The sequence below is a fragment of the Streptomyces sp. NPDC026062 genome, assembly GCF_055568375.1.
This window is the reverse complement of sequence record NZ_JBVHOQ010000028.1, coordinates 14805-29349: the sequence shown is the minus strand read 5'-3', so window position 1 is coordinate 29349 and position 14545 is coordinate 14805. Positions and strand designations below refer to the sequence as shown.

Sequence of the window (14545 nt, the reverse complement as noted above, 5' to 3'; positions counted from 1 at the left end):
ACCGGCCGGCCGCCCCGCACGCACCGGACTCAGCTTGCGGGCACCGACACGTACCGGCCCGAGACACCCTCGCGCACTGTGTCCAGCGTGACGCAGTGGAACGACCCGCCGAAGCTGTAGACGTGCCGGAAGTCCACCTCGACGCAGCGGAAGCCCCAGGCGGTCAATGCCTCGATCAGCGGTCGCTCCTGACGCTCGACGACCACCGTCTCCGGGTCCAGGGACAGGACGTTCATGCTCACCCACGGACTGCAGAAGTACATGGGCCAGTCCGCCGGAAGGGCGGGGGCCGGGGCGGGAAGGATCTCCCACCCGTCGAACAGCGCGCTGTGCACGTAGCGTTCGGGGTTGACCAGCAGCTTGCCGGGCGCGAGCGGGGTGACGGTCGCGTCGATGTGCATGGCGTGGGGATCGTCGGTCTCCACCACATGAACGGAGAAGTCCGGTCCCAGGGCGCTGCGCAGCCAGTCGATGCCGAAGGAGTTGGTGACGTGACTGCGCTGCACGATCAGGTCCTGCCCGAAGCGGAGGAAGTCGGCTGCGTCGAAAACGGGCTCGAACTCGCTGACCGACCACGGCTCGCCGCCCCCGGGGTCCTGGTACAGCTCGTCGGTCAGCTGCGGGCGCGGAGCCGGCAGCCAGCGTGCACCGCCGCGGAAATACGACTTGATCAGCGGCCTGAAGGCATCGCTCTCGTGGTACCGGCAGCGCCAGGACATCGGTGCCTCGACGATCGCGTCCCCCACCACCATCAGCGAGTCCCTCGGCATCGCCGCGTACAGGCCGCCGTCCGACTCCCACGCCGGTGTACGGATGGGACGGTGATGGCGGGCGGTGTCGGGGCGCCGCACCCGTACCCCCTCGGCCTCCAGCACATGGGCGAGGTTGTCCAGCTCGGCCTCGGCCGCCTTGAGGTGCCGTTCCGGCAGCGGTGATCCGCCGTGTTCCCGGAACACCGGCCAGGCGAACGGCGGCATGGTGTGTTTCATCGAGTCCTGCCAGGTCGGGAAGACCGCACCCAGCAGGCTTCCCACCACCACCTCGCGCAGCGGGTCCCACTCCGTGTACGAGTTGACCACCGGCCAGGCGCCGGTCCCGTGGTGATTTCCCGTCGGCTGTACGACCTCGCCCGTCATGCTTCCCCGCCCTCGCTCGGACCGGGGCCCGGCGCCCCCGGCACGTCCTGTCCGGCCGCCTCGGCGCGCCACGCTGCGCCGAACGGCCGACTGGCCAGACCGCCCGCCGTTTCGCCTCCGTCGATCACGAACGACTGACCGGTGACGAACGTGGCCTCGGCGGAGGCCAGATACGCCACCAGGCCGGCTATCTCCTCGGGCGAGCCGAGCCTGCCCAGAGGCAGCGAACGCTCTTGTTCACCGAGTTGTCCCGCGGTGTACTCGGCCCGCTGCATATCGGTGAGCACATAGCCCGGACAGACGGCGTTCACCCGGATACGCGGAGCCAGTTCCAGGGCCATCGTCCGGGTCAATTCGATCAGACCAGCTTTGCTGACGTTGTACGCGGCGTAGTGGGGCATGCCCACCATCCCGCTGACGGAGGCGGTGTTGACGATCACTCCGCCGCCGCCGGACACCATCCGCCGGGCGGCTTCCCGAGCGACCAGAAAGGCTCCGGTGAGGTTCACCCGCAGTGTCTGCTCCCAGTCCGCGAGCGACGTCTCCAGGAAGGGACTCCGTATGCTGATGCCCGCGTTGTTGCAGACCACGTCGAGCCCGCCCCAGGCGGCGTCGGTCTCGGCGAGGGCCACATGGAGTTCTCCCTCGTCACCGACGTCCGCGGCCAGGAGCAGTTCCGCGTCGGGCGTCTCCTTTCCGAAGCGGGCGAGCGCGTCACGGTCCCGGTCCAGGACGGCCACCCGGGCGCCGTCGGTGAGAAACCGCCGTGCGATGGCGGCACCGATCCCAGAGGCACCTCCGGTGACCAGGACCCTGCGTGGCGGACGCGGCTCCGGTGCGGTGGGCTCTGTCAGGTCGTTCGGCATGCGAACCCTTCGGCTAGGCGTCGGTGCTCGGGTCGTTGCTGTGGGAGAAGCTGCCGGTCCGCAGAGCGTCGTAGAGCCGCCTTCCCGTGGACGCGGGGCTGTAGAAGAAGCGCGTCGACTCCTGGCGGCGCAGCACCCCGTGGGACACGAAGTCGCGGGCGGTGGCCCGCCAGTACGCGGGCCCCAACCGGCCGAGCAGACGTGCGTACTGCTTCAGCCCCAGTGGCTCGCCGAACCAGTGGTTGACCGAGATGGACGGTGAGTGCGCCCGGATGTCGTGCCACCAGCCGCGCGGGATGTACAGCAGATCCCCGGGCCGCATGCGCACCTGGTGCAGCACGGCGTCGCGCAGTCTGGGAAACCGGTCCACGTCCGGTTCCGCCAGGTCGATCCGGCTGTTCACCAGGTTGTCCGGGAAGGGGTAGGCCGCCCGGCTGTCGTGCCAGGAGATGAGGACGACGCTCTTCTCGCCCCACACCTGGCAGAACAGGTTGTCCTTGAGGTCGGAGTGCAGCATGGACCGCGTCCCGGCCGAGCCGATCCACACCCGGGTGTCGGTGGCGTGCCCGTCCGCCGGCAGCAAGGAGGCGAAGTCGCAGTCCGACGGGTCGAAGATCTCGTGGGCACGCTGATAGGCGAGGTAGCAGGGGGCGGAGGCCGCGGTGGCGGACGTCATCCGGTCGAGGAACTCGGCGAAGGTCAGTTCGCGCTCGTAGTGTTGTTGGTCCTGGGGGAAGAGCACACCGGTGGCGGGGAGGTCCAGCAGAGCGGTCACCGTACGGTCGCCGTACCCCTCGGCCAGGTCCCGCGGGTTCCAGGCGCCGCGTGCGGGCCAGTTCTCCAGCAGGCCGTCGCAGACCAGGGGGCCGGACCGGGCGGCGACCCTCCGGCGCAGGGCGTGCGTATCCGTCGGGCCGGCGCGCACGATCGGACGGACCGTCAGCCCGGCGGCCCGCAGGATCGGCACCACCTCGTGCCGCGCCTCGGGCCGCTCTCCCGTCCGCTCCTGCTCCCCCGACCGTCCTGCTCCGGACCGTTCGATTCGGGTCATGGCATCCCACTGTCGGGGCAATCCGGGGCCGTGCATAGACCCGTTCGCGCCGAGAGCGGATGGCGAAAAACGGTTTTGAGCCATACATGGGCCTCAGCGGTGGAATTTCCGGCTGTGCGCATATGCCCGTGGTCAAGGCGCTGAGGCAACCTCACGGGTTTTCACCGCACGCCACCGGTTTCGAGGAGATTGCGACCCCGCCGCATTCCACAGGACCTCAACTGACCACTACGGCAGGGAACTTGACATCCTACAGGCTCCACACAAGGGAATCACCGAGGGCGCACCCAGCGAACTCCCACGCCGAAAACCTCAGAGTCCGAAGGCGAGCGGCGTGCCGCGGGGAAATCGGAAGGACACCGGCGGGAAATGCGCACACATGTAAAGCCTTCCGGGACACCGGACAGAGGACGAATGGCCGACGCGCTCGTTCCCGATTTCCCTCAGCCGCTCATCGGACGTATGCCCATAAACAATGCCAGGGGGCCTTTCATACCCGTATCCGGGTGCGTAGGTCCTGGGCGCGGACGATCAAGCGGCGGGGCCTCCCCGCATGCACACCGCGCGGTCGAGGTGGCCGTGCGGGCCTACGTGCCCACCGCCGCCGGGCTCGGTGTCATCGCGGTGCCGTGCCGTCGGGGTGGGCGGTGATCCACCGGGCGGCGGCGTCGGCATTGGTGAGGTTGGTCTCGATGGCGTTGGTGTAGAAGTGGACGCCACTGGTGAGCGGGCCGACGAACAGCAGCCGGGCGTCGTGGGCGCCGTCGCGGTGGCGGGCCCGCTGGGTGACGTAGTCGACGTCGATGCCACCGAGCGGGTGCGGTCGCAGGAGCCCTTGATGGAGGCAGTCCTTGACCAGCGAGGATTCCAGGGACCAGGCGGACGTGCCCGGTCCGGAGGCGTTGATGACGAAGTCCACGTGGTGCAGGACCTCGCCGGCAGAGCTGTGGCACAGGACGTCGAAACCGCCGTCCGCCGACGGATTGACGGCGCGGGTGCCGTCCAGGGTGCGCAGGCGGCCCTCGGCGAGCAGGCTGTGCAGGAAGCGGGCGTTGTTCAGGGGCATCAGGTGGCGGTGGACCGCCCAGGAGGCCATGGAGCGCCGCAGGAAGTGGGACTTGTCGCGGAAACGGGCGCGGTGCCAGATCTCGGGCGCGAGGGGTGAGGTGGCGTCGAGTACCTCATACCAGTGGGGGCGGTCGCTCTCGGCCCGGACGATGTCACGTGCCAGGGTCTCGTGCGGGTCCGTCCGGTCGGCGGCAAGCAGGGAACGCAGTTCGTCGGGGCCGATCCGCTCGGTGAGTTCGGCGCGCAGAAGAGTGGCGAAGCGGGCGAGGGGGACGTCGGTGCCGAGTGTGCGGACGGCGGTGGCGGTGAGATGGCGGGGGTGATGGGGCCGCAGGGTGGCGGGCTGGACGCCGGGCCAGCCGCGGCGGCGGGCGAATGCGTAGAGGGGGCCTTGGTGCCCGTGGGCACGCAGGGCGAGCAGCGCGTCGACGGCCGTCAGTCCGGTGCCGATGACGCCCACGCTGAGGTGGGGCGGGATACCGCGGTAGAAGTCCGGGTCCCAGGGAGTGGGGGCGTAGTGGGGGTGGTCGATCAGTGCGCGGTAGGACGTAGGTGGCAGGTCTCCGACACAGATGACCGCATGGGTGTAACGCGTCGGCAGGAGTGCGCCGGTGGCGCTCTCCAGACGCAGCCCCGAAGGGCCGGGGTGCAGCCGGGCGACCTCGTGGCGCAGGAACTCCACGCAGGTGCCGTCCGCCGTCGCGGCGAGGGCTTCGAGCAGACAGCGCTCCAGGTAGGCGCCGTAGACGCGGCGCGGCACGTAACTGTCGGCCAGTACGCCAGGCCGGGGAGGCGGTCGGCGTTCTTCGGCGAGCAAGGCGGGCAGGGCGCGCAGGAAGTGGTCGGGGTCCTCCGGGTACAGGCTCATGGTCTTGGCCTGCATGTTGAGGATGTGCTCGGACAGCCGGGTGCGGTACGCCACGCCGAGGCCGGGGCGTTCCTGGCTGTCGAGCAGGTGGACCGTCAGTCGTCCGCGACCGTGCGCCCGGTGGTGGTGGAGCAGTCGCATCGTCGTCATGATGCCGGTGGCGCCCGCGCCGATGACGGCGACGGTCGGGTGGGGTGCGATGGTGTCCACAGTGCTCGTCCGGCCGCGTTCAGCGGGCGGTCCGGTGAGCGCGCAGCAGGGCCGCGGCGGCCCTGGCGACGTCCTCCTCGTCGGTGGCCCAGTTGATCAGGCACAGCCGCAGCACGGTCCGTCCCTGCCAGGTGCTGGGCGAGGCCCAACTCTCGCCTTCGGCTTGCAGGATGCGGGTGACGCGCAGAGTGCGGTCGTCGACGGCCGCGAGGTCCTGCGGTTCGGTGGCGTCCGGGGGGCCGAACGTCAGCAGGACCTGGTTGAGTGAGACGTCGTTGAGGACGGTGATGCCCGGCTCGCCGCGCAGCAGGCCGGCGAGCTGCCTGGCGTGGGCGCAGCAGCGGTCGACCAGGTCTGCGACGCCGTCGGCCCCCAAGGCGCGCAGGGCGGCCCAGAGCGAGAACACCCGGGAGCGACGGGAGACTTCCAGGCCCCACTGGACGGGGTGGCGCTGCTCGTCCTGCAGTTGCAGGTAGGAAGCGTCCAGGGGCAGGGCCGCGGTGGGCGTCCGGGTCGGCGATCAGTGCGACGGCCCCGTCGTAGGGGGTGTTGAGCCATTTATGGGCATCGGTGGCCCAGGAGTCGCACAGCTCGATCCCGTCGGCGACGTTGCGGCGCAGCGTCGGCGAGGCGGCGGCCCACATGCCGAACGCGCCGTCCATGTGCACCCATCCGTCGGCCGAGTGGGCGCTCTCGCACACCGCGCGCAGGTGGTCGATGCCGCCGGTGTTGATCTCGCCGGCCTGCGCACAGACGATCAGCGACGCTCCGTCGGCGGCCCGGATGGCGGCGTCGAGCTCGGACAGGAGCATCCGGGACTCGGCGTCGACGGGTATCCGCTCGATGGAGCCGCCCAGTCCGAGGAACTGGAGCGAGCGGATCACCGCGGCGTGCGAGGAGTCGTTGACCAGAACCTTGACCGGCGGGGCACCCTGCAGGCCCCGAGCGGCGACGTCCCAGCCCCTGCGGGCCAGAACGTGGTGGCGGGCGACGGCCAGGCACAGGAGTTCGGCGTGGGTGCAGGCGGGCACGAACGCGGCGGAGGTGCGGGCGGGCAGTCCGAACAGTTCCACCAGCCAGGTCCTGCAGACCTCCTCGACCACCGCGGTGGCGGGCGAGATGTCGTGGACGATGCAGTTCTGGTCCCAGGTGGAGGTCAGCCAGTCCGCGGCGAGGGCGGCCGGGAGGGTTCCGCCGACCACGTAGCCCAGGTAGCGGCCGTTGCCGGAGGGCACGAGTCCGCGGTCGACGCCCTTGGCGAGTTGGTCGAGCACCACGCCGGGTTCGGCGCCGGTACGAGGCAGCGGGCCGCCGAGCAGCTCGTGCAGTTCGGCGTCGTCGGCCGGGGCGAGAACGGGTCGCTCCGGCAGTCCTTCGAGGTAGCGCAGGGCGTGCGCGTGGGCGGAGTCCAGGACCGTGCGATAGACGGCTGGATCAGGGGTACCGGGTGCGGCGGCCGCCTTGGGGTCGGCTCCGGCGTCGGGGATCGGCTGTGCGGTCATGAGGGGGTCACTTTCTCGGTCGGATCGCGCGGTCGGGCTGGACGGGACGGATGCATAGAAGGGGACACCCGCGTGGAACGGGGGCGCCCATGCGGAACGGGGCTCCCTGCGTACGGTCCGGGACGGGTGGTGGCCCGCGTGGCGAGCGGGACAGTGGCCGGCGGTGCGGTGAGTCAGGAGACGTCCAGCTCCGTCGGGGAGCGGTGCTCCTTGACCATCAGGGCGGTGACCTTCTGCGGGATCGGCACGTAGGCCCTGCGGGTGAACCCGGCCTTCTCGAAGGCCCGCAGGGCTGCGGCGTTGGTGGCGTTCGGTTCGGCCAGGACACGGCGCCCCGGGGGGCCCTCGTCCAGCAGAGCGTCCGACACCGCGCGCAGCAGCGCCGGTCCGCGGCCGCGGCCGCGCTCCTCGGGGTTGGCCAGGGCGATGTGCACGCCCACATCCTGGGGACCCGCGTCGATGTACCTGGCGTACGGGTCCTCGACGACCCGGTAGATCTCGATGTAGCCGACCAGTGCGTCCCGGAACGAGACGAAGCACGGCCAGGAAACGCCGAGGGCGCGCTGGCGGGCCAGTTCCTGGCGCCAGACGTCCGCCGGCAGGCACGCCCCCAGGCATGGGCGATGTGCGGGGCGTTCATCCACTGGGAGATCGTCAGCGCGTCGACAGGGCCGGCCTCGGCGACCCGCAGCGCCCAGGGTTCGGGCATGCGCGGCACCAAGGTGGCCACGGACCGGTCGTCCTGCGGCGGCACCGGTCCGCCGGCGCCGTGCACGCGGTTGTCCGGGGTGACGAACACCATGTGGGAGGTGTGGACGGCCGCCTGCTCCTCGTCGAGCAGGGCGTGGGACGTCAGCGCGATCCGGCTGCCCTTGGGCGCGACCACCGCGGCCGCACCAAAGGTCTGAACCGTCCCGCTGCCAGGTGGCGCGGGCAGTACATACGTCTCCAGCTGGCTTCCGCTGTCGATGGCAGTCAGGGTGGTGCGGTCGCCGACCTGCAGGTCGGCAGCGGCCAGGACGTCCGAGTCCACCAGGACGGCGTCGAGCGGGCTCTCGCCCGTCGCAGTCACGGTGGCCCGATGGATCAGCGAGTGAATACGGGAACGCAGCATGATGGGTTCTCCGGAGGAAGAGGGCACAATTCGGGCAGAAAGGCGGCGCGCAATACGGAGATTGCGCGAGAAGGGAGCCGGACGGAGGAGAAGATCTACCTGTCGATCGCTTGTCAGCCGACTGGCGCGAAAATACAGAAGTTCCAGTCACCTGCGGAATTCTGTCCGGGCGCAACCTCAGGCGTCAGGGGTCGCCTCCGGTCTCATGGAGCACACCTTTCGCAGCTCTTTTGTCCTCACGCCTTTTACTGACCGTCTTCGGTACGACGGAGGAATGAGGGCGCGCGAGACGGGAAGTATCTGGGGGACGTTCATCCTTCGGGCACCGAAGCCTGGCAAGTGGGCCGCCCCGGTACCTCCCTCCCGATCTCACCATAAATGCGGGTTTCGCACAGAAGAGAATTCCCCTGGCCGAATCTATGGGGCCTTATACGAACCTGATGGGGCTTGGTCATGTGCGTGCGGCAGAGGCGCCTTCTCGATTGGTCGTGCCGGCGACCGAATGCTGAGTGGGGAAACGGCTGCGGTCCGATCGGGAGGACTTCACAGCGGAGTTGTTCGAGCCGTTGGCGCGGGCAGATCGGCGGGGTCTGTCCGCGGGCCCGCTGGTGGACCGCGTAAGACGGTGGAGCCGATGGCCGCCCGCCTGGGCGGGGACGGGAACCGGCAGGCCTTGGCCCACTTCGTCACTTCCAGCCCGTGGGATGCGGCGCACGCGCCGGCCCGTCCGGCCTGGCGCCGGCAACCGGTCATCGGCCCCACCCCGCCGGTCGTCCTTGGTCGAGGTGGAGGCCCGGAGCGGTCTCCGGGCGTCAACGCCCCGATGAATGGGGGGCGACGGTCGTGGAGAAGCCCGCCTGCGCGGGAGAGTTCACCGACGGCGCTGTCGTAGCGGGGTCCGGCAGATGCCAGTGCCGGACCCTGTGTTTCCCGCACGCGCGAGTTCCGGTCGGCGAGTGGGAGGGGCACGGAGCCGGACCGTCCTGTGATCCCCGTCCGGCCTCGGTCCGGCCTCAGTGAGGGACAGTGACGACGATCTTGCCTATCTGGGAGTTGCCTTCCATGTGCCGGTGGGCGTCGGCGATCTCGGCCAGATCGAAGGTCGTGTCGATGGTCGGGGTGACCGCACCGGTGGCCAGTCCGGCATTGACGAAGGCGACCCCTCTCGCGAGGCGTGCGGGGTCGGTGGTGATCTCGAAGACGGCGTAGGTGCGCGTGCTCAGGGCCGGGAAGTTCTTCGCGTTCGGGAGCGGGGTCGGGCGGGGGTCGAGCGCTCCGTAGACCAAAAGGCGTCCGCCGGGGCTGATGGTCTCGGCCAGGGTGTCGACCCCGGGCCCCGCGACGGGGTCGAGCACTGTCCCCACCCCCTCGCCTCCGGTGATTTCCCGGACGCGATCGGGCAGGCTCTCGTCGTCGGTGACGATGACATGGGCCGCTCCGGCTTCGAGGAGGCGCGCCTTCTTACCGGGGGTGCGGGTGGTGGCGATGGGGACGGCCCCGATGCGCCGGGCGGTCTGGATCGCGGCGAGCCCGACGCTGCCGGACGCGGCTGTGACCAGTACGTGGTCTCCGGGCCGGGTGCGGTCTTCCTCCACGAGGGCGCCGTAGGCGGTGAGGTGGGCCATCCACACGGCGGCGGCCTCTTCGGGGGCCGAGTCCGGAGGGCGGGCGACCGCGGCAGCTGCGGGAATCAAGACATGGTCGCCGTAGGTGCCGTACTCGGTCTGCAGGAAGGTGGGAAGCACGCTGACGGGATCGCCGACGGCGAACCCCAACACGCCCTCGCCGACGGCTTCGACCAGGCCCGCCGCTTCGTAGCCGAGGCCGGAGGGGTGTGTGGGCGGGTACAAGTAGGCGCCCTCTCGGTACATGACCTCGGCACGGTTGAGACCTATGGCGTGCACCTGAACGCGCAGCTCGCCGGGGCCGGGTTCACCGACATCGGCTTCTCTGACCTCCAACACCTCAGGGCCGCCGGTCCTGTCGAATTGCACAAGCTTCGCCATGAATCTCTCCTCTGTTCGGATGGGCCGTTCGTGCTCGCCGGTCGGCCGGCGACCCTTATGCGCGTGAGCGTCGTCGGTCAGCGGCGCCCCGTATCGATGTGGCGGGTGGATGTGCCGGTCAGGAGTTCGGCCGTCACTTCACGCAGCATGTGGGGGTCCTGGGCGGCTCGGCCGACGGCGACTCCGTCCCATGGGGCGGCGGTGCGCAGGGCGGTGTAGGTGCCGGGAGTGACGGCACCTCCGTACAGGAAACGGGTGGCCGGCCGTGGAAGGGCTGCGTGGAGTGACCGCAGAACGCCGGCCGCATGGTGGGGATCGGCGCCTCGGTCGCCTCCTATGGCCCAGACGGGTTCGTAGAGGACGAGGGCAGGGCGTTCCGGGTCGAGTCGGGCGAGGGCGCCGTACGCCTGTCGGGCAGCGTGGGCAGCTGCGGCCTCGGCGGGGACATGGTCCTTTTCACCCACACAGATCAGCGGTGTCATTCCCGCTTGGCTGACCGCGGCGGCTTTACGGGCGATCAGCACGTCGTCTTCGTCGAAGAGGCGGCGGCGTTCGGCATGGCCGAGCATGACACGGTCGCAGCCGAGTTCGGCAAGCAGGCCGGCCGAGACTTCTCCTGTGACTGCGCCGTCGGTGTGCCAGCAGTTCTGGGCACCCGCCGAGACACCGCTGCCCGTCAATTGGCGCAGGGCACCGGGGATGAGGGGATAGGGGAGACAGGCGAAGAACGACAGCTTCGACAGTGTGGTCGCGTGGGGAAGGACGACTTCCTCGAGCCACCGAGTGGTCCGGTCGCGGCCCAGGTTCATCTTGGTGCTGGTGAGGCTGATCGGAAGGGTGGTCTCATCCATGTTTCGCTCCAGATGTCGCCGCGGATCCTCCAGAGTTCAGGAGAGGGCCTGCGGATCGCGGTCAGGGACGTCGTGGGCGGTGACCGGCCGGAGAAGTTCGGCCAGGTCGTCGACGTTGAGGCCAGGGCCGGGTTCACGGTCAGGGGGCAGTCCTCGGCGGTCGTCGGGGTGCACGCCCATAGGTGCTTCCCTCGCCGACCGGTCGCCGTCGTCCGGTCCTGAGACGGCAACGCAGGCGCCGTCGATCAGGACGCACCACGTCACGTCCGTGACGGTGGCGGGGTGTTCACCCACGGCAGAGGAGAGCCTTGAACCGTGCCAGGCGGACCGGACGTCGGCGGCGCGTCCATGTCGGGGCGGTGGGGGCACGCGGCTGTCTCCAGCCCGTCGTAGCCCAGGCCGCAGCTCTGACGCGGCGTTCTCCGTGCGGCATGCCGGCCCACTGCTGGGTGAACGGGTTGATGGCCCAGGGTGCTCCCGGCGTCGTCGTCACTCCAAGTTGGTATGCCGGTCGAACATCGCCCCCTCGTCCACCCGGTCGGTGTGCTGCAGTGCGAGCACGACGCAGTCGAAGAGAAGGTAAGCAGCCTGCTCGAACAGTGTTCCGACGAACTGGGCGGAGCGGCCCTCCTCGTGGTCCGCGCTGAACTCCTTCAGCGGCACAACCAGATCCGCAAGCTGCGCCGTCTCGGATTCCGTGTGCGAGGTGACGGCGACGATGCGCGCACCCGCCTTGCGGGCGCCCTCCGTCAACTGCACCACGGTCGGTGTGCTGCCCGACCCCGAGCAGGTGATCACCAGGTCGCCCTTCCCCGCCGCCGGGGCCGTCACCTCGTCCGCGCAGTGCACCTGGTGACCCAGGTGCATCAGACGCATGGCGAAACCCTCGACGGACAGACCGGAACGTCCGGCGCCCACGACATAGATGCGTGCCGCCTGGTGGATCTCCTCGGCAAGACGTTCCACCCTGTCCTCGTCCACGGCGTAGAGGGCGGCTTCGAGCTCCCGCAGGACCGTACGGCGCGACGAGGCAAACACCTTTTTCAGATCTGTCTCTTCCTTCTCGGTTTGCGAATCCGCTGTTTCTGGCATGGGGCCGGGCTTCACCATGGACGATTTTCCTCCAGCCTTGAGCAATTGGGTTCCGATGTCCGAGCGATGAATAGGTGCCGGCGCCGCAGCTGTGGCCGGCGGTACCTTTCGGGCACGACTTCCAGACTCCTCCGCTTGCAACAATTGGGCAAGTCATCGCCATCCGTGACAACAAGTCACAATCACCGTCGATGGAGTAACGAGATCGGTTCGGATTCCGGTCAGCGCATCCCGACTTCACCGAACACCATTGCCGTCCGCATCGGGCAGAACACCCAACGAGCCCCAAGGGCAGACCGGTTATGCATTCCGTCACGCCCATAACCGATGCCTCGCCGGCGGGAATCTCCGGAGAAACGACTTTCGAAGTGGCGGTCATCGTGTGCCGCGCGAATATGCCGGTCGGCAGATCCCTTACTGAACTTGAATGCGTGATCTCGGCCTGATCGCGTCAGCTGATCAGGGTCGGGCCGGATCCGTGAGCAGGCGGACCACGCGCCAACTCGTGCTCAAACAGCGCCATTTGGGCCGAGGATGAGCCTTGGGCGACCTGGCGAACCCTTCGACCGGACACCTCCTCACCAGAATCACTCCGCTGACGGCGCCGGCTCCACCGACCGTTCACCGACCCGCGGAACGGCCGCGATCTCCCTGTTCCGCGCACCGCTCTCGAAGCGACCGACTGCCTTCAACCGGCCCTGTTCCCTCGCTGCCCTTCTGGCGCCGGTCAAGCCACCCTGCGGACCTTGCGGGGCCGGGAGGCGGTGAAGCGGCCGGGGACGTACCGGTCCCGGTCTTTCGCGAGGCTGCCCTTGAGACCCCAGGTGGGAAACCCGGACGGCTGATTGAACACACCCTCGCCGGGCCGGCCGGCAGGCTTGATCCAGGAGACCGTGCCGCTCCGCTCTCGTTCCCCGTGCCGCGAGGAGGCCGAGTGTCCCGCCTGGGATGACGAGTGCGGCCGGCTGCCGCGATGACCGAGACCGGCGTCCGGGAGCCACGAACTCCACCGGCCCGGTCGCGTCTTGAGAGGCGGATGGACATCGGCTCGGTACTGACGGCCTTGCACGGGGAGTCGGCACCGCGCCCCCTGCGGACGAGATGGAGCCACTGCGACGCGGCATGCCCGGCACCCTCGCGCACCGGTCCGACACTGCCGCCCGGCCGACACCGCTGCCCCGGCCGTCACCGCCGCCTCGGCGAACCGCGGCCACGGTGAAGAAGACCGCCGGGACCGGTACGGCCACCTCGCACAGGACGGCCATGAGCGCTGCCGCCGCGCGGTCGAGGTGGCCGTGCGGGCCTACGTGCTCACAGCAGGCCGAGCGACCGCAGAGCACGGCGCTGAGCCGGCGCCGGGCTGGACGGCCAGTAGAGGTAGCAGACGCCACCCGTACCACTCCTGACCTGCCCGTTCGCGTCGTACCGCTTCGTCCGCAGCCAGATGTTCTCCCACTCGTTCCGCAGGTAGACACGCCGCACGGCCTCGTTGCTCGGGGACGCCGGGTCGTTGGCGATGACATCGCCGTCCTCGGTGAACCCGATCACCGTCATCAGGTGACCGGACGTGCCGTAGCCCGCGCCGGTCAGTTCCGTCTTGAGGAAGGACTGCGACGTTATGGCCGGGATACCCGCCCGGATCAGGGTCTCCAGGTCGTTCAGCGAGCCGAGCCGGGTCACCACGGCGTTCATGTCCTCGTACGTCGCCGCGTAGGCGGCGTTGAACGGCCAGTTCCCGCAGCCCTCGTACTGGTTGTCGTACGTGAAGCGCGCCGCGTGGCAGACCTGCGGGTCCTCCAGTTCCGGCTTGACCCACGCGAGGTCCTCGGCACTGGGCCTGCGGCCCCAGTACTCGATGATCATCTGCGAGGAGGTGGGGCTGCACCACGCCTCACCGCCGTTGTCGTACTCGGGGTACTGCCCCACGTGCACGTTCTGCGAGTAGCGCGGCACCGGCAGCTCCCGGACGAGACCGGGGACGGAGGCGGGCACGGTGAAGCGGTCGGGGACGTCCGAGGCCATGGCACCCAGCCGCCACACCGTGGGCGTCAGCCGGGTGCCGGGGGTGCGGTACAGCGTCAGCCTCAGCCGGTAGGACAGCAGGCGCAGACCGCTCGCCGGGTCGTCCACCGAGAAGGTGTCCGTCCAGATGGAGCTCTTGCCGTCGCTCTGGTCGTCGACGGAGGTGCGGCGGATGTCGCCGTCGCCCGCGGCCCAGCGGCCCATGACGTACCAGGGGGTCTCGGTGCCGTCCGAGTAACTGCCCTGGAGTTCGGTCTGGATCCAGGTTCCGGCGGGCGTGTCCGCGTTCCAGGAGGCGATCACCTCGGTGGCCGGGACGGTGGAGCGGTGGACCGGTGAGGTCCAGGTGGCGTAGTCCCATGCGGCGGTGGTGCCGGTGTGCGGGTCGGTGTATTCGGTGCGCCCCGAGGAGTGCCCGATCACCAGTCCTGCCCGGCGGCCCGCCACGGCAAGGGTCCCGGCGCCGGACCCGCAGCGCCAGTCGGTGTAGGTGTTCCAGAATCGGTTGTCCACGGGAGAGGCTGCCGCCGATGGTGAGCCGGGCCGGGTACGGGGCGGTGCCGCGGCGGACGGGGAGGCGGCGAACGCGGAAGCGGCGGACGACACCGCTCCGGCGCCGGCCGCTGCCGCGATCGCGGCGGTGAGCACGGTTCTGCGTGAGGTCGGACTGGGCATGGGCGAGACCCCCGGTCGTCAGCGGAATGGGGCTTCAGGTGCACGACAGAGCGCCAACTATTGCGGGTCACTGCCCGGTTCGGC

The 14545-nt window shown here is 69.7% G+C and carries 12 protein-coding genes and 4 pseudogenes; 2 read left to right on the top strand and 14 right to left on the bottom strand.

The genetic code is table 11. The annotated features are described in order from the left end of the window. Nucleotides 1–29 precede the first annotated feature (29 nt). From ACZ4LX_RS24390 to ACZ4LX_RS24360, 7 genes and pseudogenes are all read right to left on the bottom strand, one after another. Entirely contained in the window at nucleotides 30–1136 is a 1107-nt protein-coding gene (locus tag ACZ4LX_RS24390) for an amidinotransferase (protein WP_467643659.1), read from the bottom strand. Next, entirely contained in the window at nucleotides 1133–2002 is an 870-nt protein-coding gene (locus ACZ4LX_RS24385) for an SDR family NAD(P)-dependent oxidoreductase (RefSeq protein ID WP_467643656.1), read from the bottom strand. The genes ACZ4LX_RS24390 and ACZ4LX_RS24385 overlap by 4 nt, the downstream gene beginning before the upstream one ends. Before the next feature lie 13 nt (nucleotides 2003–2015). Next, entirely contained in the window at nucleotides 2016–3053 is a 1038-nt protein-coding gene (locus tag ACZ4LX_RS24380; protein ID WP_467643652.1) for a cupin-like domain-containing protein, read from the bottom strand. A gap of 616 nt (nucleotides 3054–3669) precedes the next feature. After that, nucleotides 3670–5199 carry an FAD/NAD(P)-binding protein gene (locus ACZ4LX_RS24375; protein WP_467643650.1) on the bottom strand — a complete coding sequence of 510 codons (1530 nt, stop codon included), beginning with the start codon at nucleotides 5197–5199 and terminating at the stop codon, nucleotides 3670–3672. A gap of 19 nt (nucleotides 5200–5218) precedes the next feature. After that, nucleotides 5219–5686: a pyridoxal-dependent decarboxylase gene (locus ACZ4LX_RS24370; protein ID WP_467721277.1), complete on the bottom strand. Its 468-nt coding sequence runs from the start codon at nucleotides 5684–5686 to the stop codon at nucleotides 5219–5221. A 106-nt stretch (nucleotides 5687–5792) separates the two neighbouring features. Next, nucleotides 5793–6701 (bottom strand): annotated as a pseudogene (locus ACZ4LX_RS24365) (pyridoxal phosphate-dependent decarboxylase family protein); the annotation flags it as partial. Between the two features lie 173 nt (nucleotides 6702–6874). After that, entirely contained in the window at nucleotides 6875–7345 is a 471-nt protein-coding gene (locus ACZ4LX_RS24360; protein WP_467643648.1) for a GNAT family N-acetyltransferase, read from the bottom strand. A gap of 63 nt (nucleotides 7346–7408) precedes the next feature. Between ACZ4LX_RS24360 and ACZ4LX_RS24355 the strand changes: the two genes are divergently transcribed. Beyond that, entirely contained in the window at nucleotides 7409–7609 is a 201-nt protein-coding gene (locus ACZ4LX_RS24355; protein ID WP_467643645.1) for a hypothetical protein, read from the top strand. Here ACZ4LX_RS24355 and ACZ4LX_RS24350 read toward each other — a convergent pair. Continuing rightward, nucleotides 7534–7815, bottom strand: a pseudogene (locus tag ACZ4LX_RS24350) (aspartate 1-decarboxylase); the annotation flags it as partial. The gene ACZ4LX_RS24355 and the pseudogene ACZ4LX_RS24350 sit on opposite strands and share 76 nt — an antisense overlap. A 509-nt stretch (nucleotides 7816–8324) precedes the next feature. On the opposite strand from ACZ4LX_RS24350, the pseudogene ACZ4LX_RS24345 reads away from it, so the two are divergent. After that, nucleotides 8325–8590 (top strand): annotated as a pseudogene (locus ACZ4LX_RS24345) (transposase); the annotation flags it as partial. Nucleotides 8591–8828: 238 nt separating this feature from the next. On the opposite strand, the gene ACZ4LX_RS24340 reads toward ACZ4LX_RS24345, so the two are convergent. The 6 genes and pseudogenes from ACZ4LX_RS24340 to ACZ4LX_RS24315 all read right to left on the bottom strand — a co-directional run bounded on the left by ACZ4LX_RS24340 (nucleotide 8829) and on the right by ACZ4LX_RS24315 (nucleotide 14461). Beyond that, nucleotides 8829–9821, bottom strand: a complete 993-nt coding sequence (locus tag ACZ4LX_RS24340; protein ID WP_467643643.1) for a zinc-dependent alcohol dehydrogenase family protein — start codon at nucleotides 9819–9821, stop codon at nucleotides 8829–8831. A 77-nt stretch (nucleotides 9822–9898) separates the two neighbouring features. Continuing rightward, complete coding sequence (locus tag ACZ4LX_RS24335) at nucleotides 9899–10672, bottom strand: triose-phosphate isomerase (RefSeq protein WP_467643640.1); 774 nt, start codon at nucleotides 10670–10672, stop codon at nucleotides 9899–9901. A gap of 36 nt (nucleotides 10673–10708) precedes the next feature. Next, complete coding sequence (locus ACZ4LX_RS24330) at nucleotides 10709–10966, bottom strand: hypothetical protein (protein WP_467643636.1); 258 nt, start codon at nucleotides 10964–10966, stop codon at nucleotides 10709–10711. A gap of 195 nt (nucleotides 10967–11161) precedes the next feature. After that, on the bottom strand, nucleotides 11162–11782 hold the full coding sequence (gene hxlB, locus ACZ4LX_RS24325) for a 6-phospho-3-hexuloisomerase (protein ID WP_467643633.1): 621 nt from the start codon (nucleotides 11780–11782) through the stop codon (nucleotides 11162–11164). A gap of 457 nt (nucleotides 11783–12239) precedes the next feature. Next, nucleotides 12240–12495, bottom strand: a pseudogene (locus tag ACZ4LX_RS24320) (IS630 family transposase); the annotation flags it as partial. A gap of 580 nt (nucleotides 12496–13075) precedes the next feature. Beyond that, nucleotides 13076–14461, bottom strand: a complete 1386-nt coding sequence (locus ACZ4LX_RS24315; RefSeq protein WP_467643630.1) for a peptidase C39 family protein — start codon at nucleotides 14459–14461, stop codon at nucleotides 13076–13078. Between the last annotated feature and the right edge of the window lie 84 nt (nucleotides 14462–14545).